Below are 23058 nucleotides of genomic sequence, written 5' to 3' on the forward strand. Positions count from 1 at the left end.
ATCGACAAAGGCGTAAGCGGTAAAAAAGATTTTTTCAATCAGCCTGAAGGAATTTTCCCATAACGCTCAATCGTCCGACGTCTTGTGCTTGAACTCGCACAGGTCCTCGATTCGGCAGCTGCCGCACTGCGGCTTGCGCGCCTTGCAGACGTAGCGCCCATGCAGGATCAGCCAGTGGTGCGCATCCAGCAGGTATTCCTTGGGCACGAACTTGAGCAGCTTGCGCTCCACTTCCAGCACATTGCGCCCCGGCGCGATGTTGGTGCGGTTGGAGACGCGGAAGATATGGGTGTCCACTGCCATCGCCGGCTGTCGGAAAGCCGTGTTGAGCACCACGTTGGCGGTCTTGCGGCCCACGCCCGGCAGGGCTTCCAGGTCTTCGCGGTTCTCCGGAACCTGGCCGCCGTGCTTCTCGATGAGGATGCGGCAGGTCTCGATGGTGTTCTTCGCCTTGCTGTTGTAAAGGCCGATGGTCTTGATGTACTCCGACAGGCCTTCCACGCCCAGGGCGTAGATCGCCTCCGGGGTGTTGGCCACCGGGTAGAGCTTGGCGGTGGCCTTGTTCACCCCGACGTCGGTGGCCTGGGCGGAGAGCAGCACCGCGATCAGCAGCTCGAAGGGCGTGCTGTAGGCCAGCTCGGTTTCGGGGTTGGGATTGTCTTCCTTGAGTCGGCGGAAAATCTCCGCGCGTTTGGCGGCATTCATTCGATCACTCCGGTCACGCGGACGCGTTGGCGCTCGGTCGCGGGTACGTCGCCCGCCTGCGCCTTGGCGCGGTCCGCCAGGCTTTCATCAATACGGTTCTTCAGGGCAATCAGCAGGCCCAGCACCAGGAAGGCACCGGGCGGCAGCACGGCCAGCAACAGGCCCTGGTAGCCGGGAATCTGCAGTTTCCAGCTGGCGGCGCCGGGGCCGAACAGCAAGTCCGTGCCGGCCAGCAGCGTGCCATGGCCGAGCAGTTCGCGCAGCGTGCCGATGGCCAGCAGGACCAGGGCGAAGCCCAGCCCCATCATCAGTGCGTCGAAGGCCGAGCGCGCCACGTTGTTGTTCGCGGCGAAGGATTGCGCGCGGCCGAGGATCACGCAGTTGGTGGTGATCAGCGGCACGAAGATGCCCAGCACTTCATACAGCTCGTACCGCCACGCCTGCATCAGCAGTTCGACGCAGGTGGTGAGGGTGGCGATGACCAGCAGGAAGGCCGGCAGGCGCACGGCCTCGCTGAGCGTGCCACGGATCAGCGCTACGGCGACGCTGGAGCAGACCAGCACGAAGATCGTCGCCAGCCCCAGGCCGAGGGCGTTGACCATGGAGCTGCTGGTGCCCAGCAGCGGGCACAGGCCGAGCAACTGCACAAGGCCGGGGTTGTTCTTCCACAGGCCCTGCAGGGCGATTTCGCGGTAGCCGGGATTACTCATGCTTGCCTCCCGAGGTCGCAGGGGCCAGCAGCTCGGACTTGTGCGCGTCGAAGTACTGCAGCGCCAGGTGCGTGGCCTTGACCACCGCGCGAGGGGTGACGGTGGCGCCGGCGAACTGGTCGAACTGGCCTCCGTCCTTCTTCACTTTCCAGCCGGCCTCGGCCGGGTCGCTCAGGGAGCGGCCGTCGAAGCCATGCAGCCAGTCGCTCTTGCCCAGTTCGATGCGGTCGCCCTGGCCGGGCGTCTCGTGATGCGCCACGACCCGCACGCCGAGCAGACGGCCTTGTGCGGTCACTCCCACCAGCAGCTGGATCGAGCCGCCATAGCCATCTCGCGCCACGGGCTGGAGCACGACCGCCGTGGTCTGCCCCTGGAGTCGGGCGAGGTAGGCGGGCGCCGGCTCGTCGCGGCCCAGCAGCTTGGGATCGAAGGCGCTGACTTCGGTCTCCAGTGGATGGTTGTCGTAGCTGCCCCTGGGCAGCAGTTCCAGCAGGGTGCGGCCACGCGCCTCGCGCTGGGCGGTGTCGATGCGCTGGGCGGTGAGCTGGTGGACGGTCGCTACCACGCTGGCGGCAAGCACCGCGAGCAGGCCCAGCGCCAGGATGTTCTTCAGCAGGGTGCGGTTCATCGCTCACCCGCCTTGAAGCCGCGTTCGGGCTTCTTGTGTCCGTAAGTGCGTGGGCGGGTGAAGTAGTCGAGGGTCGGCGCGGCGAGGTTCATCAGCAGCACGGCGAAGGCCAGGCCGTCGGGGTAGCCGCCCCAGGCACGGATCACGTAGGTGAACACGCCGACACCGATGCCGAACAGCAGCCGGCCGCGGTTGCTGGTGGCGCCGGAGACCGGGTCGGTGACGATGAAAAAGGCGCCGAGCATGGTCGCGCCGCTGAACAGGTGCAGCAGCGGCGAACCGTGGGAGTCGGAGCCGGAGCCGTTCCAGAACAGCAGGCTCATGACGAACAGGCCGCCGAGCATGCCCACCGGCGCGTGCCAGGTGAACAGCTTGCGCCAGAGCAGGAACAGCCCGCCGGCCAGGAAGGCCAGGTTGACCAGTTCCACGCCGCGCCCGCCGACACTGCCGAAAGCGGGGGACTGCGCCAGCAGTTCTTCCATGGTCAGGCTGTGGTTGTTGCGCACCACGTCCAGCGCCGTGGCGCCGACCCAGGCGTCCGGCCCCTGGCTTGCGAAGCCGAATATCTGCCGCAGGCCCTCGACGAAGCCGAGCGCGCTGTCCGGCGCCGGCCACTGGCTCATCTGCTGCGGAAACGACACCAGCACCACCGCGTAGCCGACCATCGCCGGGTTGAACGGGTTCTGCCCGAGGCCGCCGTACAGGTGTTTGCCGAAGATCAGCGCGAACACCGTGGCGACCGCGCTCAGCCACCAGGGCGAGTAGGGCGGCAGGGCGAGGGCGAGCAGCACCGCGGTGACCAGCGCGCTACCGTCCTTGAGGAGGAAGGTCACCGGGCGGTTGCGCAACTTGAGCATCAGCGCCTCGGTGGAGAGGGCGAGCAGGCTGCACCAGAGCAGGTTGAACAGGGTGCCGACGCCGTACAGGCCGATCAGCACCAGCGCACCCGGCGCGCAGGCGGCCAGCAGCGTCAGCATGACTCGCTGCGTGCGGTTGGCGCCTGTGGCGTGGGGCGAGCTGATGCGTGGCAGCTTCATCAAGGCGCCTCACCGCTGGCATCGGCGACTGCGTGTTCCGCCGCTTTCAGGCGCTCACGGGCAGTGGCCAGTGCCGAGTCGCCAGCACCTTCGCGTTCGAGCTTCTTCAGGTCGGCGCGGGCGTAGGCCAGTTCGGTTTTGGCGGCGCGCAGGGCGTCGGTGATCGGACGTTTGTCGGTGCGCACCAGGTCCGGCGGCGCCTTGCCGCTGGCGTCTTCGGCAGCGTGCAGGGCAGCTTCCGCGGCGGCGAGCGTCTGGCGGATCGCGTCCAGCGCCTCGGCGGACACGCCTTCGCGTTCAGCCGCACGCAGGGCGTCGCGCTGGGCGATATAGGCCAGCTTGGCCTGGCGCAGGGCGAGTACGCCGTCGACGGGGTGCTCGGTTTTCGGTTCGGTTGGCATGGCGGTCCCCTGCAGTTCGTTGAGTTGGCGCTCGATACGTTCGACGTCCCCGCGCAAGGAGGCGAGGGTGGCGCGCTGCTCGTCGCTGGGCGATTCGCCGAAGGCCTTCTCGGACTTCTTCAGCTGGGCGCGGGCCATGGCGGCGTCGATCTTCGCTTTCTTCAGTGCCGCTTCGTCCGAGACGGGGGCGGCAGTGGGCGTTGGCTCCGCGCTGGCGCTTTGCGTTTCGGCAGCCGCCAGTGCGGCTTTCGCCTCGGCGGCGGCGACACGCAGCTCGGCAACCTGAGTGCGCAACTGCTCGGTGTCATGGCTGGCCAGTTGCTTCTCGGCCTTGTTCAGCGCGACCTGGGCCATGCTGGCGTCGATCTTCAGGCGCTTGAGCTGGTCAGGCGCATTGCCCACGGCCTTTTCGGCCTTCACCCGCTCGATCACCGATTGCGCGGCCGGTACGCTGGGCGTCTCGATTTCGGCTGGGTCTTCCTGCGCGCGTGACGCACGTTCCTGGCGGGCCAGGCGGTCGGCAGCGCGCTGTTCTTCCTCACGGCGCAGGCGCTCCTGGCGCTGCTCGAAGCGCAGGCGCGACTGCTCGGCCTTCAGCTGGCGCTGTTCCAGTTCGCGGATCTCGCCCTTGGCGGCGCGGTAGTACTGCACCAGCGGAATGCTCGACGGGCAGACGTAGGCGCAGGCGCCGCACTCGATGCAGTCGAACAGGTTGTGCTCCATCAACTGGTCATGGTCTTCGGCAAAGAAGTACAGCTGCTGCGGCAGCAGGCTGGCGGGGCAGACCTGTGCGCAGTCGCCGCAGCGGATACAGGGCATGGCCTGTGCCGGTGCCGGCAGCTCTTCGCGGGTGGCGGCCAGCAGGCAGTTGGCGGTCTTGATCAGCGGCACGTCCAGCGACGGCAGGCTGTCGCCCATCAGCGGGCCGCCGAGTAGCAGGCGGTCGAGCTTCGCGCTGTCGAGGCCGGCGAACGCCAGCAGCTCGCCCACGGGCGTGCCGAGCAGCGCTTCAACGTTGCACGGGCGCGCGAGTGCGGCGCCGGTCAGGGTGGTGATGCGCGAGATCAGCGGCCGCCCGCGCAGCACGGCGTCGGCCACGGCGACGACGGTGCCGACGTTCACGCAGAGCATGCCGATATCCGCCGGCAGCCCGCCGGACGGCACCTCGCGGCCGGTCAGCACCTGGATCAACTGGCGCTCGCCGCCGGAGGGGTAGCGGGTCGGGACCGGTTGCAGGCGGATCGGCCGCTCACCAATGGTGGCCTGCAAAATGGCGATGGCCTCGGGCTTGTCATCCTCGATGCCGAGCAGCACCTGCTGCGGCTGGAGGATGTGCATCAGCACCTCGATGCCTTCGACCAGTTCGACGGCGCGCTCGCGCATCAGCAGGTCGTCGGCGCTGATGTAGGGCTCGCACTCGGCGCCGTTGATGATCAGCGTATGCAGGTCGTCCTGGGCGCGCGAGGCCAGCTTGGCGGCGGTGGGGAAGCCGGCGCCACCGAGGCCGGCGATGCCCGCTTGCCGAATGCGTTGCAGCAGTTCGCTCGCGGCTAGGGACGGGTAATCGGAAATGGGCTCCCGCGTGGTCCATTCATCCGTGCCGTCGCTGTCGATGACGATGGCGGGCACAGAAAGGCCGGAGCTGTGCGGATAAGGTTGCTCGCTGATCTCGACCACGGTGCCGGAGGTCGGCGCATGCAGCGCGGCGCTGATGGCACTGCCGGCCTCGGCGATCCGCTGGCCCTTGAGCACGCGCTGGCCAGCAGTGACGCAGGGCACGGCAGGCTCGCCGATATGCTGTTGCAGGGGCAGCACCAGTCGGCGCGGCAATGGTGGCTGCTGGATTGGCATGCCGGTGGACTGCTGCTTGTTCGCCGGCAGCGTCAGGCCGCCGGGGAAGTCCCAGACCTGCGCGTTCATGCCGCCTGCTCCCGGTCGGTCTGGATCAGCCGGCCCTGCGGCAGCGGCCATTTCCAGTCGGCGACGCGCAGCGGCAGGTCGCGCATCTCGATGCAGTCCACCGGGCAGGGTTCCAGGCACAGGTCGCAGCCGGTGCATTCGTCGATTATCACCGTGTGCATCAGCTTGGCCGCACCGACGATGGCGTCCACCGGGCAGGCGCGGATGCACTTGGTGCAGCCGATGCACTCGGCCTCGCGGATGTAGGCCACACGCAGCGGCGTCTCTTCGGCGGCGTCCAGCGGCAGGGGGGCGACGTCCAGCAACTCGGCGAGGGCGGCGATGGTCGCGGCGCCGCCGGGCGGGCACTTGTTGATCGCGTCACCCTCGGCGATGGCCTGGGCGTAGGGCTTGCAGCCGGCGTAGCCGCACTGGCCGCACTGGGTCTGCGGCAGCAGGTCATTGATCTGCCCGGCGATGGGCTCGCCTGCGACCTTCACCCGCGCTGAGGCCAGGCGCAACGCCACGGCGCCGCCGAGGCAAACCACGATGATCAGCAGCGCCGCGATCATGGCTTGAGCAACCCGCTGAAGCCCATGAACGCCAGGGACATCAGCCCGGCGGTGATCATGCCGATGGCCGCGCCCTTGAACGGCTTGGGCACGTCGGCGATGGCGATGCGCTCGCGCAGGGCGGCGAACAGCACCAGCACCAGGGTGAAGCCCAGCCCGGCACCGAAGCCCTGGAGGGTGGATTGCAGGAAGCCGAACTCGGCCTTGCGCGCATTCAGCAGCGCTACGCCCAGCACGATGCAGTTGGTGGTAATCAGCGGCAGGAAGATGCCCAGGGTTCGACCCAGCAGCGGGCTGGTTCTGTTCACCAGTAGCTCGGTGAACTGCACCACCACGGCGATCACCAGGATGAAGCCGATGGTGCGCAGGAATTCCAGGTCCAGCGGTTGCAGCACGTAGCGCTGCAGGATGTAGCTCAATGCCGAGGCGAGGGTGAGGACAAAGGTGGTCGCCAGGGCCAGCGCGAGCGCCGTCTCGATCTTGCGCGACACGCCCATGAACGGGCAGATGCCGAGGAACTGCACCAGCACGAAGTTGTTGACCAGGATGGCGCTGACCAGGATCAGGGCGAGTTCGGTCACGGCCGGGCACTCGCAGCCGGGCGCAAGGAAAGGCGGATCATGCTCGGAGACCGATGGTCAGCGGGTTGATGGCGGCGAGAGGACATGGCTCGAATACAAGGTGCGAAGTAGGCAATTGTACCTCCCCGAAATCAGTTGCGGTGCCAGGGGCGGCGGGAGGAATATCGGCGGCTGCCGAACCCGATCGGTTCCCCTCACGGAAGTCGCGATGCGCAAACCCCTGTCTGGACGCTTCACCGCCCTTTGCCTGCTGTTCTCCAGTGCCCTGGCTTCGGCCGCGCCCTTCACCACGGCCGATCTGGTCGGCTGGCCGCGCATGAGCGTGGCCGACTTCGCTTGCCTGCTGGAGCAGCGCACTGGTCATGTCGACGCGCAGTTCAGCTGCGCCGCCAGCAAGAAGCTGAGCAACTGGGGCGACGCCTGCCACGACACCGATCTCAGCTACGCCGGCCCGCAGTTGGCCGAGGCGCAGGTGCGGGCGCTCGACCCGCGCATCGCGGCGGTGGACCTGGACTGGGAGTATGGCCGCCTGCAATCGGTCAACGTCACCTTCGACAGGATCATGACGGCGGAGGAGGTGGCCGACATCTTCCCGCAGGTGAACCTGGAAGACCCCACTTCACGGGACAACCTGAGCAACGCTTCGCTGCAGGACTGTGCGTCGGATGCGTCGTGCCTCTACCTGGAAGGCTTCGAGCACCTGGGCGGCGGCGACGTGGACTGCGAAGACGCTCAGTAGAGCCCCTGGGCCAGCCGCCGCCGGGCAGGCTGGTCTGAGTCAGGCGGATCGCTTTGCGCTGCGGCGTGGTCCGAGCTTGCGCCACAGCCAGCGCAGGATCAGGCCGGCTATGAGCAGTACGACCAGCAGCGGCAGGCCGAACGCGGCCACCTGGATGGCGTTGACGGTTCCGTCGGTGAGTTCGTCCAGCGAGTTGCCGAAGGCCTTGCCGATGCGCGACCAGCGGCCGCTGGGCTGGTATTCGCTGGAGAAGTCCAGGGTGAGCAGGTTGGTGGAGATGCGCCGTTGCTGCTGGGCGGCTTCCTGGCTGGAGGCCTGCAGTTGCTGCTCGACCTCGGCGGTGGCCTTGGCCAGGGCCAGCAGGTCGCTGACGCTCATGTCCTTGCGGCCCTGGAAGCCCTGCAGGGTCTGGTACTCGCGCTCCAGACGGCCACGCAGTTGCTGGTTGTCGCTGACAGCCTGGGCGAGGTCTTCGGCGCGGGTGCTGCGGCTCTGCAGTTGCCCGCCTTCGGCTGCCAGGGTGACAAGTTTCTCTACGCCTTCGGGGGCGATGCGCACGACCAGGTGTGCGTTGCGCATCTGGCTGTCGCCGCTCTGCTCGATGGCGATCAGCTCGCATTGGCCGAAGCGGTCCTGGGTGCAGGCATCGCGGGCGGCGGCCAGTTGCGCGTCGATGCGCTCGCTGGCCAGGCGGATGCCGACCTGGTGTTCATAGGCGAGGAAGGTGCCGGCCTTCGCCGCTTCCCCCTGGAAAGCGGCGCCGGAACCGGCGCCGTGCTCCGACGGAGCACCGCAGCCGGCGAGGGCGGCGCTCAGGACGAGTGCTGCCCAGTGGTGCAGTTTCATCGATGGCCTCCTTGCCGTGATGGTGCGTCTTGCTTGACCAGCCTTTTACTTGACGCGCTGGCCGGGTTTGGCGCCGCTGTCCGGGCTCAGCAGGTAGATCTCTTCACCACCGGGGCCGGCAGCCAGGACCATGCCTTCGGAGATGCCGAACTTCATCTTGCGCGGGGCCAGGTTGGCCACGTACAGGGTCAGGCGGCCTTCGAGCTTGCTCGGGTCGGGGTAGGCGCTCTTGATGCCGGAGAACACGTTGCGCTTCTCGTCGCCGATGTCCAGGGACAGGCGCAGCAGCTTGTCGGCGCCCTCGACGAACTCGCACTTCTCGATCAGCGCGATGCGCAGGTCGACGGCGGCGAAGGCGTCGAAGTTGATCTCCGCGGCCAGCGGGTCCTTGGTCAGTTCGCCATTACCAGTGGGCTTGTTGGCGGCGGCGAGGTCTTCCTTGGAGGCTTCGATCATGGCTTCGATTTTCGCAGGCTCGATACGGGTCATCAGCGGGTTGAACGGGTTCAGTTGATGGTTGGCCAGCAGTTGCTCGTGGTCGGCCCACTTCAGCGGGGCGACGTTGAGGAAGGCTTCGGCGGCTTCGGCCAGCTTCGGCAGCACTGGCTTGAGGAAGATCACCAGCTGACGGAACAGGTTCACGCCCAGGGCGCAGATGGCCTGGACTTCGTCCTGCTTGCCTTCCTGCTTGTTCAGCGACCACGGGGCCTTGTCGGCGATCCAGGCGTTGGCCTGGTCGGCCAGGGCCATGATCTCGCGCATGGCGCGACCGAAGTCACGGGCTTCATAGGCCGCGGCAATACTCGGGGCGGCAGTGCGGAAGGCCTCGACCAGTTCCGGCGCCGGATTGGCGTCCACCAGCAGGCCGTTGTTGCCCTTGTGGATGAAGCCGGCGCAACGGCTGGCAATGTTGACCACCTTGCCGACCAGGTCGGAGTTGACCTTCTGCACGAAGTCTTCGAGGTTCAGGTCGAGGTCGTCGACGCCGCGGCCCAGCTTGGAGGCGTAGTAGTAGCGCAGGTATTCCGGGTCCAGGTGGTCCAGGTAGGTGCGCGCCTTGACGAAGGTGCCACGCGACTTGGACATCTTCTGGCCGTTGACGGTCAGGTAGCCATGCACATTGACCGCGGTCGGCTTGCGGTAGCCGGCGCCCTGGAGCATGGCCGGCCAGAACAGCGCGTGGAAGTTGACGATGTCCTTGCCGATGAAGTGGTACAGCTCGGCTTCGGAGCCTTCTTTCCAGTAGGCATCGAAGTCCAGTTCCGGGCGGCGTGCGCAGAGGTTCTTGAAGCTGGCCATGTAGCCGATCGGCGCGTCCAGCCAGACATAGAAGTACTTGCCCGGCGCGTCGGGAATCTCGAAGCCGAAGTAGGGTGCGTCGCGGGAGATGTCCCACTCCTGCAGGCCGGAATCCAGCCACTCGGCGAGCTTGTTGGCCACCGAGTCCTGCAGGGTGCCGCTGCGGGTCCACTGCTGCAGCATGTCCTGGAAGTCAGGCAGCTTGAAGAAGTAGTGCAGCGATTCCTTGAGCACCGGGGTGGCGCCGGAGATCGCCGATTTCGGGTCCTTCAGCTCGGTCGGGGCGTAGGTCGCGCCGCAGGCTTCGCAGTTGTCGCCGTACTGGTCGGCGGTGCCGCACTTCGGGCAGGTGCCCTTGATGAAGCGGTCGGCCAGGAACATCTGCTTTTCCGGGTCGAAGTACTGGGTCACCGGACGGGTGGCAATATGGCCGGCGTCGCGCAGCTTCAGGTAGATGGCCGAGGACAGCTCGCGGTTCTCTTCCGAGTGGGTCGAGTGGTAGTTGTCGAAGTTCACCTGGAAGTCGGCGAAGTCGGCCATGTGCTCGGCGCGCACGCCGTCGATCAGCTGCTCGGAGGTGATGCCTTCGCGCTCGGCGCGCAGCATGATGGCCGAGCCGTGGGCATCGTCCGCGCACACGTACACCGCCTGGTTGCCACGCATCTTCTGGAAGCGCACCCAGATGTCGGTCTGGATGTACTCCAGCATGTGACCCAGGTGAATCGAACCATTGGCGTAGGGCAGGGCGCTGGTGACGAGGATCTTGCGGGCTTCGGACATGATGATCGGCCGTTCCGGTTAAAACGAGGGAATCGGCAACTATATAGGAAGCGACCTGTGGCAGGCCAGAACGGGCTACAGGCGGCAGGTCACAGGCTGCAGGCACGAGCGAGGTGATGCGATGCGCCGCACCTGAAGCCTGCAGCCTGAAGCGGGCCGCTGCTGTTAGAATGCCCGCCTATTCTGCTCAGTCTTTCATCGGGAGTACCCATGGGCGCCGCCAACCGAGCCACGGTGGAAAACCTTCTCCGCCAGATCAACGACCCTCACACCGGCCAGAACCTGCTGGACGCCGGCTACCTGCGCGAGCTGGACATCCAGGGCGGGCGAATCTCGCTGACCCTGGAGCTGGGCTACGCCGCCGGCCTGTTCAAGAACGGCCTGGCGCAGACCGTGCAGATGGCCCTGGAGGCGCTGGACGGCGTCGACTCGGCCCAGGTCAAGGTGGAAACCCACATCGCCGCGCACAAGGCCCAGGCCCAGGTGCCGGGCATGAGCAACGTCAAGAACATCATCGCCGTGGCATCCGGCAAGGGCGGCGTGGGCAAGTCCACCACCGCCGCCAACCTCGCGCTGGCGCTGGCCCGCGAAGGCGCCAAGGTCGGCATCCTCGACGCCGACATCTATGGCCCGAGCCAGGGCATCATGTTCGGCATCCCCGAAGGCACCCGGCCGAAGATCCGTGACCAGAAGTGGTTCATCCCGCTGGAAGCCCACGGCGTGGAAGTCATGTCCATGGCCTTCCTCACCGACGACAACACCCCGGTGGTGTGGCGCGGCCCGATGGTCTCCGGCGCGCTGCTGCAACTGATCACCCAGACCGCCTGGAACGACCTGGATTACCTGGTCATCGACATGCCACCGGGTACCGGCGACATCCAGCTGACCCTGGCGCAGAAAGTCCCGGTGGCCGGCTCGGTGATCGTCACCACCCCGCAGGACCTGGCCCTGCTCGACGCCAGGAAAGGCGTGGAGATGTTCCGCAAGGTCAACATCCCGGTGCTGGGCGTGGTCGAGAACATGGCCGTGCACATCTGCTCCAACTGCGGCCACGCCGAGCACCTGTTCGGTGAGGGCGGCGGGGAGAAGCTGGCCGCGCAGTACGGCGTGGAGCTGCTGGCGTCGCTGCCGCTGTCCATGGCCATCCGCATGCAGGCCGACGGCGGCAAGCCCACCGTGATCGCCGACCCGGAAAGCCAGCTGGCGATGATCTACCAGGAAATGGCCCGCTGCGTCGGCGCCCGCATCGCCCTGAGCGAGAAGGCTGCGCCGGACATGCCGAACATCTCCATCAGCGACGACTGATACCCGGGGACTGCCATGCGCAAGGATGCGAAACGCGCCGCCGGCTGGCTGCTGGCGGCGTGCCTGGGCCTCATCGGCTCAGTGGCCTGGGGCGCCGACGAGGACTCCGCCAACTGGCAGGCCCAGTGCGTGATCGGCGCAAAGCCGGTGACCCTGGACTTCCGTTCCGCCTCGGGCGATGCCTTCGAGGACGACATGGTGGTGCAGGCGCGCCGGGCCGACGGTACCAGCCTGACCCTGCCACTGCCGCCAGCCCTCTACCATGCCACCGGCCTGCTCGGCAGCCCGACGAGTGCCTGCGACCCAGTGCCGCTGCTGGACATGGGCAATGGCCTCGGTCTGCTGCTCGTGGTGCGCGACAACCGTCCCGGCCTGCCGGTGGTGGATGCGCTGCTGCTGGACCTCGCCACCCTGCAGGTGGTGGACAAGCGCCTGGGCGACCCCGGTGCGGTGGAAGGCCTGCTGAAAACCGCCAGCCTGGTGCTGCGCCAGTCGCCGCAGAGCGTCGACCTGCGCCTGGTGCGCGAGGCTGTGCCCGGCGCCGAGTGCGATTGCGCCGACGGCTATGCCGAAGACTGGCTGCGTTTCTCGGTGGACCAGCGCAAATTGCGCACCAGCTGGCTGCCCTGAGGGCTTACGGAAACCATTCCGCCCCGGCGCCGGCGGGAAACTGACCGCTGCGCAATTCGTCCTGGGTGAGCTCGCGCCCGGTCCAGAGACGCACCTTGCGCGCTCCGGCCCCGCGGCAGAGCTCGTACAGCCCGCGGACTTCCACCTGCGTCAGGCCGCCTTCGAGGAGTTCCTGCGGGTGCAGGATCAGCACCGGCGCCGCCTTGAGCAGAGACCTGGGTACGAGGCGGCCCACCAGCAGCTTCAGGGTCATCTCGGCGAAGGAGAAATTGGCCAGCAAGGAGCGGGGATGGTCGAAGCCGTTGACGATCTCGACGCCCTCCTGGCCCTGCAGTTGCCGAGCGGCCTCGCCGGCCGCAAGAACCCTGGGCTTGCCATCCTCGTAGCGCAGGGCCAGCAGGGGCGGTTCGCCGAATGCCTCGCCGGAAGGGAGCGCCACGCCGCTGATCCACTGTCGGGAGAGTTTCAGGTACAGGGTGGACGAGAAATGATCAAACATCGGCGGCCTCTTCCATGAGTCGATACGCAGCAGGTTACGCAAATCCACACTTGAGCGTCGACCATCCGGCCGCACCCTTTGCCGGAAATTGTGACGCCCGGTAAGATTCGCCTTCTTTTTTCAACCGCCGCACAGGACACCCGCCATGAGCATCAAATCGGACAAGTGGATTCGCCGCATGGCTCAGGAACACGGCATGATCGAGCCGTTCGTCGAGCGCCAGATTCGCGGTGCCGATGACAGCCGGGTGATTTCCTACGGCGTTTCCAGTTACGGCTACGACGTACGCTGCGCCGCCGAATTCAAGGTGTTCACCAACATCCACTCGGCCGTGGTCGATCCGAAGAACTTCGACGAGAAGAGCTTCGTCGACATCAACAGCGACGTCTGCATCATCCCGCCGAACTCCTTCGCCCTGGCCCGCACCGTCGAGTACTTCCGCATCCCGCGCGATGTACTGACCATCTGCCTGGGCAAGAGCACCTACGCGCGCTGCGGCATCATCGTCAACGTGACCCCGCTGGAACCCGAGTGGGAAGGCCACGTGACCCTGGAGTTCTCCAACACCACCAACCTGCCGGCGAAGATCTACGCCCACGAAGGCGTGGCGCAGATGCTGTTCCTGCAGTCGGACGAAGCCTGCGAAGTGTCCTACCGCGATCGCGGCGGCAAATACCAGGGCCAGACCGGCGTCACCCTGCCCAAGGCCTGATCGCGCCGCACAGAGAGAAACGGACATGACCTCGCAAGGATTGCGGGGCCTGCTTTGCGCCCTGTTGCTGGGCGCCAGCGGCCATCTGGCGGCAGCCGAACTCAACGTCACTCCCGGTGGCGAAGTGCTCGGCCTGCCGTCCAGCGCTCCCCTGAACCAGTTCGTCGAACGCCTGGGCGAGCCCACGGCGCGCTTGCCCATGCGCGGCGGCGAGCAGGGCCTGCTCTACGGCAACGCCACGCTGCTGGTGTTCAAGAACCAGCGCCTCACGCAGGTTCGTTGCTGGCTGCACAGCCGATTCACTCCTTCGCTGTTCCTCGGTTGGCTGGATCAGGTCGAGCCGGGCAAGGACCCGCTGACCTTTGCCGTGGATGGCACGCTGCATCTGGGGCAGGAGCGCGGTGCCGCGTCCGGCTGGCTCAATGGCCACGAAGGTGACGGTGACGAACTATCCGATGTCCGCATGAGTGGCAACAGCGAAGTCTGGCTGGGCTATGGCAACTCCGACGACTACGGCATCCAGGGCGAGAACCGTCAGGTCGTGGTGTCCCTCAGCGTGAGTATCCCCGAACCGCCTGCTGCCGCTGCCTCAATGGGCGTGATGAGCCGTCCCTAGGACTTCCAGCACGAAGGCCGCTCGTTCCTCCAGGCTCACGAGCGGCAACTGCACGACGCGATACCCCAGCGCTTCGTACACCTGGGCCATCATCGCCGCCGTTCGCTGCGCTTCGATGAAGTCCTGCCGGCGTTCGGCGTCGTTGCGGTAGATGGCTTCCCACGCGGGCGCCAGGAACACGGTTTGCCCGTAGCGCTGTTCCCGTGCGGCGGTTTCCAGCGCTTCGGGAATCGGCAGGCCGCAGAGCCGCGCGTACCCCAGCACGTCCGGCAGGCCGCGATCGAACAGCCACAGTCCCCCCGTATCGAGCGCTCGCTCGCGGGTCGTCAGCGCGTGTTCGAACATTTCCCGGCAGAAGGCCTCCCGGTTTGCCCATGGCAGTGCATCGCCGCCACGGGCCAGTTGTTCGCGGATGATCGCCCGGCCGCCTTCCTCGACGACGTTCAGGCCGTGATGCTGGTGCAGATGGTCGAGCAGCGTGCTCTTGCCGGCGCCGGGGCCGCCGGTGATGACGATGAGCGATTCGGACATGGCGATGACTCCTGTGGGAAAGGATACGAGGGAGTTCCGGCCGGGGAAGGGTGTTGCGAAGGGAGGTGCAGCGGAAACGGAGCGGGGAAAAAAGAAAGGCACCCAGAGGGTGCCTGAATATGATCATGGAGTAAGTCGACAAATCTGATTCCGGGGCGGGAGCCAAGTTCCCGGTCCCCGGAAATATTTTTCAGATCATCACTTCTCCGGCACCAGCGTCAGGCGTTTCACGCCGTAGACCTTCTCCAGGTTCTGCGACTGGAAGGGGAAGCTCATGTAGTTGCCCTTCAGCCAGGCGTCGATGCCATCGGCGTAGTGCGGGCTGGCCGGGTTGCCGGACTGGCCGCTGCTGTTGAGGCCGATCATCGGCTCGCTCTGGCCGAAGTCGACGACGAGGCGCATGGCCGGGATCAGCCAGGTGTTGAAGTCCTGGCCCCAGTGGTAGGCCGAGACGTTCAGCGTGCTGTGGTCGCCGCCGGCCGGGTAGGGGCCGCGGTCCAGGTAGCCCTTGATCGCACCCAGGCTGGCACGGTCGCCGGCGCTGAGGTTGGGCGCCATCTTGGTGCTGTCGCTGACCCACTCGTAGGTGTGCAGCTTGCCCCACTGCCAGGCGTGGCGGTCGCTGCCCAGCTTCTGCTCGCAGAAGGCGGTGGCGGCGGCCAGGCTGCGGGCGAGGATCGCCGGCTTGTCTTCCTTCTGCGGGGTGCGGGTGTCATCCCAGAACGGGCTGTCGTCGCGGCCCAGCAGGTGGTCGGCCTGGGCCGAGTAGGAGAGATTGGCAGTCTCGACGAAGGCCTTCCAGGACGGGCTGTCTTCCGGGCCCAGTTCGTCGAGGAAGATCTGTTTGGTGCTTTCCTGCAGGAAGGCTTCGTAGAGCGCGGCGTCACCGGAGGTGGCCGAGAGCTTGCCGTCGAAGGCCATGATCCGGTCCAGCGCTTCGCGGGCGCGGGCGCGCTGGTCGGCGGGCAGGGCGTCGATGGCTTTCTTCAGCGGCTGCGCCATGCCCGGTGCATCCAGCATCGACTGCAGCTTGCCGGCGAACGGCGTGGTCTGGTCGTACTGCATGGCGATCATGCTGCGGTAGTCGTGGCTCTTGCTGCCGCTGGCGAGTTGGGCGATGCGCTCGTAGCGCTCCGGGTAGTACCAGGAACTGGACAGCTGCGCGCCGTAGCCCGGCTGCACGCTGCGGTGGTTGGCGGTACCCAGCCAGCCCTGCGCCGGGTCCTGGTCGGACGGGTGCAGGATCGGGTCGGCGTAGCCGTCCCAGTCGTAGCGGCCGTCCCAGCCGGGGGAGGGCAGCAGGCCGCGGCCTTCCTTGCGGTTGGGGAAGCGCCCGGTGACCTGCCAGCCGATGTGCTTCTCGTCGGCGAACACGATGTTCAGCGCCATCGCGCGCACGTCACGGGTGGCGTCGAAGGCCTGTTCGACGTTCTTTGCGCGGGAAAGATCGAAGAAGGCGTCGAGCGTGCGGTCGGTCTCGCCCTGGATGCTCTGGTAAGCGATGCCGTAGCCGCTGGACAGCGGCAGCGGCTGCAGGTCGTGCTTGCGCTCGCCCAGCGCGCTGTTGAGCAGCGGGCCGTGGCGGGTCTCGTAGATGACTTCGCGGACCGGGCTCTGGCCCTTGATGAAGAAGGTCTCGTTGCGCTCGATGGCGGGTTTCCACTGGCCATCGGCGAGGTAGTAGAGCTTGCTGCCCTGGCGCTTCACCTGTTCGAGGAACAGGTCCTGGTTGTCGCCCATGACCATGGTCATGCCCCAGGCCAGCTTGCCGTTGAAGCCGGCAACCACGCCTGGCACGCCGGCGATGGAGACGCCTGCGGCGTTGTATTTGGGCGAGCGGATCTGCACGTAGTTCCACACCGAAGGCATGGACAGCGGCAGGTGGGTGTCGTTGGCCAGGATGCTCTTGCCGCTGCGTGTGCGCTGCGGGGCGATGGCCCAGTTGTTGGAGGCGGCGACGCCCATCATCTGCAGCGAGGCGACTTGCCCGGCGGCGCGGTCCAGGGCGTCGAGGCCGGCGATCCTGCCGTCCAGGCGCAGGCCCTTGAGCTTCTCGGCTTCCTCGAAGGGCAGCGCTTCGTCCGGGTAGATCGGCGTCAGCCAGGGCAGCTTGTCGGCGCCGACCTTCTGCGCGAGCACCAGGGAGGCGATCTCCTCCTGCAGGTTCACCGCCAGTCCGAAGTTCAGCAGGCTGAAGACCAGTGCGGAGTCTTCGGCCTTCCAGTACTCGGGACGGTAGCCGGACTCGGCGAGGTCCATCGGCAGCTTGTCGCGGTAGCGGTACAGGTAGGCGTTGACGCCGCGCGCGTAGGTCTCGAAGAAGCGCTTCAGGCGTGGCGAGGAGCCGGCGTAAAGCGCATCGGCGGCCTTCTTCAGGTTCACCGTGCGCATGAAGCGGTCGGTCTCCAGGGCGCCGGGGCCGACCATCTCCGACAGGCGTCCCTGGGCCATCAGGCGCAGGCCGACCATCTGGCTGATGCGGTCGCTGGCATGCACGTAGCCCAGGGTGAACAGCGCATCGTGGAAGGTGCTGGTCTCGATCAGCGGCATCCCCAGGCTGTTGCGGCGGATCGACACGTTGTCCGCCAGGCCCTTGATCGGCTGCACGCCGTAGCTCGGCGGCAGGCTGCCTGCATAGCGGTCGTTGAGCCAGCCCTGGCAACCGGTGAGGCTGACAGCGGCGCTGAGGGTGGCGGCAAGGCCGAAGCTGGGAAGCCGGCGGAAGGCTCGCGGGGCCATGGGGATGTGCTCCTGCACAAAAAGGTCGCTTGAAGGAGGTTGCTTGAAGCGCGCTACGTTAGTGAGCCGAGGATAGCTTCGCAAGCCGCGCGCGGCGGGATTTTCAGCAGCCGACGAATAGTTGGGCCGGACAGCAGAAGGCCCGCGCTGGGCGGGCCTTCTTCGCAGTGCTCGGGGCCTGGGTCAGGCGCCGTGGCACTTCTTGTACTTGCTGCCGCTGCCGCAGGGGCAAGGATCGTTGCGGCCCACATCCTTGAGCGGGTTACGCGCAGGCTCCTGGCTGTGGTTGCAGTGCGGGCCGTGCACGTGGCCGTGATCATGGTGGTGGTCATGATCGTGGTCGTGGTTGCAGTTCGGACCGTGTACGTGGGGTTCCTGGCTCATGGTGACGCTCACTCGGGGATGAAATCACCGGGAATTATCTCGCCATTGCGGGCGATGTGCACGCTCTGTCCGAAGAGCAGGCCTGTCTTCACTTCACCGTCGAGGCGATAGCGGATCGGCTTGTCCGGGTCTTCCAGCAATTTGACGATGTACTTCATGTGCCGCCACAGGTTGGTGGTCACCGGTACTTCGAAGGTTTCGTGGCCGTTGGCCGGCACTGTGAACCAGTTATTCGACTCGCCTTCGGCGAGGTCGATATCGTTCAGCTTGACCTTGTAGGCCAGGCCACGAACCGGAAGGCTGAAGTCGTTCGGGTTGTCGATGCGGAAATGCAGGACGAATTCCTGCTCCAGCAAACGAGCTTTCACGACGTCTACCTTCTGCAGTTTCACGTCGGGTTGCTCGAAATTGCCTGACATCCAGCCGCAGCCCGAAACGAGGCTGAACAGCCAGAACAGGCTGAAAATTCTTATCATTTGCGCCTGATAATTCATGTCTACCCCTCAAGACGCCCCAGTGTACCAAGCACCTGCTCGGCCGCAAGTTGTTGTTACGTTAAAAGAAGCTGCACCATACTGGCCGAATGTAACCGGCGGGTTAACACAGGAGAGTGAAGATGAGCCGCTATGAGATTGCCTTCTCGGGACAGACCGTGCCGGGTGCTCAGCTCGAGACGGTGAAAGCCAACCTGGCCAGGCTGTTCCAGGCCGACGCGCCGCGCATCGAACTGCTGTTCTCCGGTCGCCGCATGGTGATCAAGAACAACCTCGATGCCGAGGCCGCGGAAAAGTACCGCAGTGTGATCGAGCGCGCCGGCGCTGTCGTCGAAGTGGTCGACATGGATGCGCAGATCGAGGAGATCGAACTGGCCCCGCCGCCGCCCGCCGAGCCTGACAGCGCACCGGTACAGTCAGCTGCTTCTGCCGCTGCACCGCAGGGGCGCCTGAAGGTGGCGCCGCGTGACGAGTACATGGCCGCTTTCGCCGATGTGGATGCGCCGGACTTCGGCCTGGCTCCGGTGGGCACCGACCTGCAGGACGAGAAGCCCGACGCCCAGGCACCGCGCGTGGACCTCAGCCAGTTCAGCGTCGCCCCGGTGGGCAGCGACATGGGCCAGGCCAAGCCCGAGCCTGCCGGGCCTGCGCCGGACACCAGCCACCTCAAGCTGCAGGACTGATCAGTCGCCCTGGTGCGGGTCGTCCTTGTAGACGAACTTGGGCATTTCCCAGCGGAAGCGGATCGCCAGCATGCGGAACAGGAAGCCCGAGAACAGGGTGATCAGCATGGCCTGCTCCTTGGGCAGGTCGATCTGCAGGCAGATCAGGTAGCACCAGGCGCTGGCGAAGGACACGCTGGCGTACAGCTCGCGGCGGAAGATCAGCGGCACGTCGTTGCAGAAAATGTCCCGCAGGATGCCGCCGAACACCCCGGTGATCACGCCGCTCACGGCAGCGATCAGCAGGCTGTGGCCCATCTCCAGGCTGACCTGGCAACCGATCAGGGTAAAGGCCACCAGGCCCACGGCGTCCAGCGCGAGGAACATCGAGCGCAGGTGGCGCATCAGTGGGGCAATGAACACCGTGAACAGCGCGGCGCCGGCCGTCAGTGCCAGGTACTCCGGGTGACGCACCCAGGTCAGCGGGTAGTGGCCCAGCAGCATGTCGCGCACTGAACCGCCACCCAGGGCGGTGACGCAGGCCACCAGCACTACGCCGAACAGGTCCATGCTCCGCCGGCCGGCGGACAGCGCGCCGGTCATGGCTTCGGCGGTGATGGCGATGATGTAGAGAACGGTCAGCAGCATGGCGAGGTCCGGCAGGAGTAGCCGGTGCGGCGAAACACCGCCGCCCCGGAAAAAAGCGCGGATTCTAGCCCAGACACCGGACGCCCCCAAGTGGGGCGAGTTCGCGCCTCACTCGATCCTTTCCTACTCAATCCAGGGCCCGCAACATTTCTTCAGCTTGCCGCCGGCGCCGCAGGGGCACGGGTCGTTGCGTCCCAGCTTCATCGGCACGGTGGGGTCGAGGAAGTACCAGCGTCCGTCGCGCTGGACGAATCCAGAGCACTCGCGGTGACTGTGTTCGCCGCCAGCATCGTGCCAGCGCGCAATGAAAGTCACCCGTGCATGTTCCGGCTGGCCGCCGAGCACTTCGTGGCTCACCACCTCCAGGCCCAGCCAGGTGCTGCCCAGGCTCCAGGTGCGGATGGCGTCGAGGTCCAGACCCTGTTGCTGGGCGGGCAGCGTCGTGTCACGCAGGTAATCCACCAGGCCCAGCGCGTAGGCGCTGTAGCGCGAGCGCATCAGTGCCTCGGCAGTGGGCGCCGCGACGCCGGCATGGAAACGCCCGCAGCAGTCGGGCAATGGGCGGCCACTGCCGCAGGGGCAGGTCGGTTCGATCATGGTCACCACCAGTACTTGCCGAAGTTTTCCGGGTTGGCCCAGAACTTCGCATTGAGCCAGTCCGGGACCTGTTTGTATTCGTGCAGATCGTAGGTGAACAGCGTGATCACCTGCTCGTCGCGCTGGAAGCGCTCGCTGGCCTGCATGGCCAGGGCGTAGAAGTCGGCGTCCTGCGCCTGGGCGGCGTCGAGGTCGACCAGCACGGCCACGCGGCTGCTGTTGAGGTTGCGGATGCCGCCCACCAGCTGTTGCGCTTCGCGGCGCGGCAGGTGTTCCAGGCAATCGGCCAGCAGCGCAAGGTCATAGCGCTGGCCAGCCAGCTCCGCCGACAGGGCGCCAGCGTCAGCGTGAAACAGTTCGCAATCCGGATGCGCCGCGAGGAAGGCGTCCACTGCCGGAATCTGGCTGGCACCCACCAGCAGGAGGCGCTGCGGCGCATAGCGATCGAGCAGGGCGGCCAGGGCTTGTTGCGGCGTGCGTGTCGAAATCATGAGGCTCGTCGAAGGCGAAAAATAATGAACGAAGACTAGCGTGTGACACCCATATGGCCTAGTGCTGGCGCATTCTGTCAGTCACGTCTTTACTCGGTAATTGTCGGTCAAGACCCGATCATTAGAGGAGACATAACTTTATGAGCATCACAAGGACCGCTTTACCCCTGCTGCTGGTAAGCACGTTGCTCACCGGCTGCGCAGGGTTGCAGAAGTCCGATTGGCCAACCTGCGCCGTGGTTGGCGGTGTCGGCGGCGCCGGTCTGGGTTCCATCGAAAGCAGCGCCTGGGCCGGTTGGGGGGCCCTGATTGGTGGCGTGCTGGGTGCGTCCTATTGCTGGGTGCATGGCGCCGAAGAGCAAGTGGCCGAAGTTCCGCCGCCTGCACCGGCTCCTGAGCCTGCTCCGGCTCCGCTGCCCAAGGAAGAGACCATCGTGGTGCGTGACCTGCACTTCGCCTTCGACTCGTCGAAGATCGATGCGCAGGACAAGGACAAGCTCGACACCATCGCTACCCGCCTGAAGGGTGAGGCTGCGAGCACCGAGCTGAACATCGGCGGTCACACCGACAGCATCGGTACCGACGCCTACAACCAGAAACTGTCCGAGCGCCGCGCCAACGCCGTGTCCAACTACCTGGTCGACTCTGGCGTACCTGCCAGCAGCATCAAGTCGGTCGTCGGCTATGGCGAGAGCCAGCCGGTTGCGGACAACAAGACCAAGGAAGGCCGCGCCGAGAACCGTCGCGTGGAAATCAAGATCACCCGTCAGTAAGTCCGGCGTGATCTGTGCAAAGGGGGCCCTCGTGGCCCCCTTTGTCATTCCCGGTTGCCACTGGCACAGGGCGGAGCAGAGGCGTATGTTCCCCGGCAAAGAAAAACACGGGGGCACTTCATGAAAGCGTTGTTGGGGCTGGGCAAACTGATTGCCCTGTTGTTCTGGCTGGCGGTGCTGGCCAACCTGATCCAACCCTTCGCACATCCCTTCGCGCTGCTGCTCAATGCGGCGGGCGCGCTGATCCTGCTGATCCACATTCTCGAACTCGTGGCGCTGCGCAAGCGGCTGCAGGGCCGCCCGCATCCGGGCATGGACCGCCTGCAGATCCTGCTGTTCGGCGTCTTCCATTTCGCTACCCTGCCGCAGCCGGCATCCGCAAAAGTAGAAGGAGATACCCATGCGTAAGTCGTTGCTGGGCCTGGCGCTGTTCGCCCCGCTGGCGTGTTCGGCCGCCGGCACTGTCTCGGTGGAGGCCAATACCGTGCTGCGCCTGCCGGTGAAGGGCGAGAGCCTGAGCCTGGACCGTATCAGCGTCGGCCCGGAAGGCGCGCTGCTGATCCCTTCGCGGGTCAAGGAGCTGAAGATCGGCGAGCTGGATCTGGCGAAGAATGCGCGGATCGGCGTGTTCCCCGGCAACGATGCGCTGCAGATCGAAGTGCAGCACGGCAGCCTCGCCGACGGCAGCGTGATCGCCGCGCAAGGCAGTTCCGGCAGCTTCGAGAAGCCTGCCAGCGGCGGCCGCAACCTGGTGCTGCGGCTACAGGATGTGGCGGTGGAAAACCTGCTGATCGACGTCCGTGGTGGTGTCGGCGCGCCGGGCTATGACGGCCTGGATGGCGGCAGCGCGCAGACGTCCGGTTGCCTGTGGGGCAGCGGGAAGTCCGCCGGCAACGGCCAGAACGGCGCCGACGGCCAGACCGGCGCGTCCGGCGGCGTGGTGCGTCTGGAAGTACCCGAGCAGTTCGATGTCGCGAAGGTCAGGGTTCGCCTGGAAGGCGGCGCAGGCGGAGCCGGCGGCAAGCCCGGCAAGGCAGGCCCGCGCAGCAGCGAGAAGGGCTGCTGGTTCTATTCGGTGGCGGGTGAGAAGCCCGGCGCGGAAGGCAGCGGCGGTGCGGAAGGGGCGAAAGGCAGCGAAGGCCGCCTGGACGTAAAACGCTTCTGAAACGACGTGCCTGAAAAAAAGCCCGCCGGCAACCGGCGGGCTTTTTTCTTGGCCGTGCGGGTCTTACCAGTGCGGACGCGCGGCGACGAAAGCCACCAGCGCCATGCCGATCAGCAGGTTCAGGCCCACGGTCTTGCGGATCTTGCCCAGCGCGGCGCCGCCGGCCGGCCAGTCCTCGGCGCCCACCGCGCGGCGCAGCTCCGGCAGTTGCAGCGCCTGGATGCGCAGGAACAGCGCGAGCATCGCCACGTAGAGGCCCATCATCACCTGCACATAACGCGGCGCGCCGGCCATGCCGTTGAAGCTCAGGTGCAGCATGCCCACGCCGGTCACCGGCAGCAGGATCACCGCGGCCCACACCCAGCGGAAGAAGCGCGGGAACACCTCCAGCCACAGCTTCAGCCGGGGCGGCGCCTCCAGCGCGGCGACGGCGGCCGGGCGCAGGATCATCCAGGCGAAGAACATGCCGCCCACCCAGACCAGGGCGGCCAGGACGTGCAGGGCGTAGATGAAGGCAAAGGGTGTCATTCGGACGATCTCCGCTGGCGATTGAAGTCAAGCGCGCTATCATAGCCGCCGATTCGAACCACTGAAAATTTATCCAGCATCCGGATG

General features: G+C 66.2%; 27 protein-coding genes. 9 read left to right on the forward strand and 18 right to left on the reverse strand.

Features of this window, described 5'->3' with window-relative positions:
* Positions 1-66: 66 nt before the first annotated feature.
* From nth to rsxA, 7 genes are read right to left on the reverse strand one after another with little or no spacing between them, the layout of a single operon-like run.
* The gene (gene nth / locus IB261_RS07145; protein ID WP_081517715.1) at positions 67-705 is read right to left on the reverse strand and encodes an endonuclease III; all 639 of its coding nucleotides are present in this window, start codon (positions 703-705) and stop codon (positions 67-69) included.
* Positions 702-1415, reverse strand: a complete 714-nt coding sequence (locus IB261_RS07150; protein ID WP_192381765.1) for an electron transport complex subunit E — start codon at positions 1413-1415, stop codon at positions 702-704. The genes nth and IB261_RS07150 overlap by 4 nt, the downstream gene beginning before the upstream one ends.
* Positions 1408-2043, reverse strand: a complete 636-nt coding sequence (rsxG, locus tag IB261_RS07155) for an electron transport complex subunit RsxG (protein ID WP_192381767.1) — start codon at positions 2041-2043, stop codon at positions 1408-1410. The genes IB261_RS07150 and rsxG overlap by 8 nt, the downstream gene beginning before the upstream one ends.
* Positions 2040-3080, reverse strand: a complete 1041-nt coding sequence (locus tag IB261_RS07160; protein ID WP_192381769.1) for an RnfABCDGE type electron transport complex subunit D — start codon at positions 3078-3080, stop codon at positions 2040-2042. Before IB261_RS07160 ends, rsxG begins: the two co-directional genes overlap by 4 nt.
* Complete coding sequence (gene rsxC, locus IB261_RS07165; RefSeq protein WP_192381771.1) at positions 3080-5401, reverse strand: electron transport complex subunit RsxC; 2322 nt, start codon at positions 5399-5401, stop codon at positions 3080-3082. Before rsxC ends, IB261_RS07160 begins: the two co-directional genes overlap by 1 nt.
* Positions 5398-5952, reverse strand: a complete 555-nt coding sequence (rsxB, locus tag IB261_RS07170; RefSeq protein WP_192381772.1) for an electron transport complex subunit RsxB — start codon at positions 5950-5952, stop codon at positions 5398-5400. Before rsxB ends, rsxC begins: the two co-directional genes overlap by 4 nt.
* Positions 5949-6533, reverse strand: coding sequence for an electron transport complex subunit RsxA (gene rsxA, locus IB261_RS07175; protein WP_151186183.1), 585 nt, complete (start codon positions 6531-6533; stop codon positions 5949-5951). The genes rsxB and rsxA overlap by 4 nt, the downstream gene beginning before the upstream one ends.
* 208 nt (positions 6534-6741) lie before the next feature.
* On the opposite strand from rsxA, the gene IB261_RS07180 reads away from it, so the two are divergent.
* Entirely contained in the window at positions 6742-7272 is a 531-nt protein-coding gene (locus IB261_RS07180) for a hypothetical protein (protein WP_192381774.1), read from the forward strand.
* A gap of 39 nt (positions 7273-7311) precedes the next feature.
* Here the strand turns inward: IB261_RS07180 and IB261_RS07185 are convergent, their stop codons facing one another.
* Together IB261_RS07185 and metG are read right to left on the reverse strand one after the other, a co-directional pair.
* Positions 7312-8112 carry a DUF4349 domain-containing protein gene (locus IB261_RS07185; protein ID WP_412548387.1) on the reverse strand — a complete coding sequence of 267 codons (801 nt, stop codon included), beginning with the start codon at positions 8110-8112 and terminating at the stop codon, positions 7312-7314.
* Between the two features lie 51 nt (positions 8113-8163).
* A complete protein-coding gene (gene metG / locus IB261_RS07190; protein WP_081517724.1) occupies positions 8164-10197 on the reverse strand; it encodes a methionine--tRNA ligase in 2034 nt (677 codons plus the stop codon).
* Between the two features lie 210 nt (positions 10198-10407).
* Between metG and apbC the strand changes: the two genes are divergently transcribed.
* Both apbC and IB261_RS07200 read left to right on the forward strand, forming a co-directional pair.
* Positions 10408-11502 (forward strand): iron-sulfur cluster carrier protein ApbC, encoded by a 1095-nt coding sequence (gene apbC / locus IB261_RS07195; protein WP_192381778.1) that lies wholly within the window; start codon positions 10408-10410, stop codon positions 11500-11502.
* A 15-nt stretch (positions 11503-11517) separates the two neighbouring features.
* Positions 11518-12132: a hypothetical protein gene (locus IB261_RS07200; RefSeq protein WP_192381780.1), complete on the forward strand. Its 615-nt coding sequence runs from the start codon at positions 11518-11520 to the stop codon at positions 12130-12132.
* A 4-nt stretch (positions 12133-12136) separates the two neighbouring features.
* Here the strand turns inward: IB261_RS07200 and IB261_RS07205 are convergent, their stop codons facing one another.
* The gene (locus IB261_RS07205; protein WP_081517727.1) at positions 12137-12631 is read right to left on the reverse strand and encodes a rod shape-determining protein; all 495 of its coding nucleotides are present in this window, start codon (positions 12629-12631) and stop codon (positions 12137-12139) included.
* 145 nt (positions 12632-12776) lie between these two features.
* Between IB261_RS07205 and dcd the strand changes: the two genes are divergently transcribed.
* Entirely contained in the window at positions 12777-13343 is a 567-nt protein-coding gene (gene dcd, locus IB261_RS07210) for a dCTP deaminase (RefSeq protein WP_017521037.1), read from the forward strand.
* Positions 13344-13368: 25 nt separating this feature from the next.
* Entirely contained in the window at positions 13369-13959 is a 591-nt protein-coding gene (locus tag IB261_RS07215; protein ID WP_192381782.1) for a hypothetical protein, read from the forward strand.
* Here IB261_RS07215 and IB261_RS07220 read toward each other — a convergent pair.
* The 4 genes from IB261_RS07220 to IB261_RS07235 form a co-directional block, all read right to left on the reverse strand.
* The gene (locus tag IB261_RS07220) at positions 13933-14490 is read right to left on the reverse strand and encodes an AAA family ATPase (RefSeq protein WP_192381784.1); all 558 of its coding nucleotides are present in this window, start codon (positions 14488-14490) and stop codon (positions 13933-13935) included. The two genes, IB261_RS07215 and IB261_RS07220, sit on opposite strands and share 27 nt — an antisense overlap.
* A 198-nt stretch (positions 14491-14688) precedes the next feature.
* Complete coding sequence (locus IB261_RS07225; RefSeq protein ID WP_192381786.1) at positions 14689-17229, reverse strand: penicillin acylase family protein; 2541 nt, start codon at positions 17227-17229, stop codon at positions 14689-14691.
* A 183-nt stretch (positions 17230-17412) separates the two neighbouring features.
* A complete protein-coding gene (locus IB261_RS07230; protein WP_045209858.1) occupies positions 17413-17613 on the reverse strand; it encodes an SEC-C metal-binding domain-containing protein in 201 nt (66 codons plus the stop codon).
* A gap of 8 nt (positions 17614-17621) precedes the next feature.
* The gene (locus tag IB261_RS07235; protein ID WP_081517731.1) at positions 17622-18107 is read right to left on the reverse strand and encodes an LEA/WHy family protein; all 486 of its coding nucleotides are present in this window, start codon (positions 18105-18107) and stop codon (positions 17622-17624) included.
* A gap of 122 nt (positions 18108-18229) precedes the next feature.
* Here IB261_RS07235 and IB261_RS07240 point away from each other — a divergent pair, with 122 nt between their 5' ends.
* On the forward strand, positions 18230-18790 hold the full coding sequence (locus tag IB261_RS07240) for a hypothetical protein (protein ID WP_192224852.1): 561 nt from the start codon (positions 18230-18232) through the stop codon (positions 18788-18790).
* On the opposite strand, the gene IB261_RS07245 is transcribed toward IB261_RS07240, so the two are convergent.
* The 3 genes from IB261_RS07245 to IB261_RS07255 all read right to left on the reverse strand — a co-directional run bounded on the left by IB261_RS07245 (position 18791) and on the right by IB261_RS07255 (position 20505).
* Positions 18791-19417, reverse strand: coding sequence for a trimeric intracellular cation channel family protein (locus IB261_RS07245; RefSeq protein ID WP_138212538.1), 627 nt, complete (start codon positions 19415-19417; stop codon positions 18791-18793).
* A 123-nt stretch (positions 19418-19540) separates the two neighbouring features.
* Positions 19541-20014, reverse strand: a complete 474-nt coding sequence (locus IB261_RS07250) for a YchJ family protein (protein WP_081517733.1) — start codon at positions 20012-20014, stop codon at positions 19541-19543.
* Between the two features lie 2 nt (positions 20015-20016).
* The gene (locus IB261_RS07255) at positions 20017-20505 is read right to left on the reverse strand and encodes a DUF6231 family protein (RefSeq protein ID WP_192381788.1); all 489 of its coding nucleotides are present in this window, start codon (positions 20503-20505) and stop codon (positions 20017-20019) included.
* A gap of 140 nt (positions 20506-20645) precedes the next feature.
* Between IB261_RS07255 and IB261_RS07260 the strand changes: the two genes are divergently transcribed.
* From IB261_RS07260 to IB261_RS07270, 3 genes are all read left to right on the forward strand, one after another.
* On the forward strand, positions 20646-21278 hold the full coding sequence (locus IB261_RS07260; protein ID WP_081517735.1) for an OmpA family protein: 633 nt from the start codon (positions 20646-20648) through the stop codon (positions 21276-21278).
* A 120-nt stretch (positions 21279-21398) separates the two neighbouring features.
* Complete coding sequence (locus IB261_RS07265; RefSeq protein ID WP_192210063.1) at positions 21399-21686, forward strand: DUF1145 domain-containing protein; 288 nt, start codon at positions 21399-21401, stop codon at positions 21684-21686.
* Positions 21679-22443: a collagen pro alpha-chain precursor gene (locus tag IB261_RS07270; protein WP_081517737.1), complete on the forward strand. Its 765-nt coding sequence runs from the start codon at positions 21679-21681 to the stop codon at positions 22441-22443. Before IB261_RS07265 ends, IB261_RS07270 begins: the two co-directional genes overlap by 8 nt.
* Positions 22444-22506: 63 nt before the next feature.
* Here IB261_RS07270 and IB261_RS07275 read toward each other — a convergent pair whose 3' ends face one another.
* Entirely contained in the window at positions 22507-22971 is a 465-nt protein-coding gene (locus IB261_RS07275; RefSeq protein ID WP_192210064.1) for a CopD family protein, read from the reverse strand.
* Between the last annotated feature and the right edge of the window lie 87 nt (positions 22972-23058).

This window comes from Pseudomonas sp. PDM20 (genome assembly GCF_014852575.3).
Classification (GTDB): Bacteria; Pseudomonadota; Gammaproteobacteria; order Pseudomonadales; family Pseudomonadaceae; genus Pseudomonas.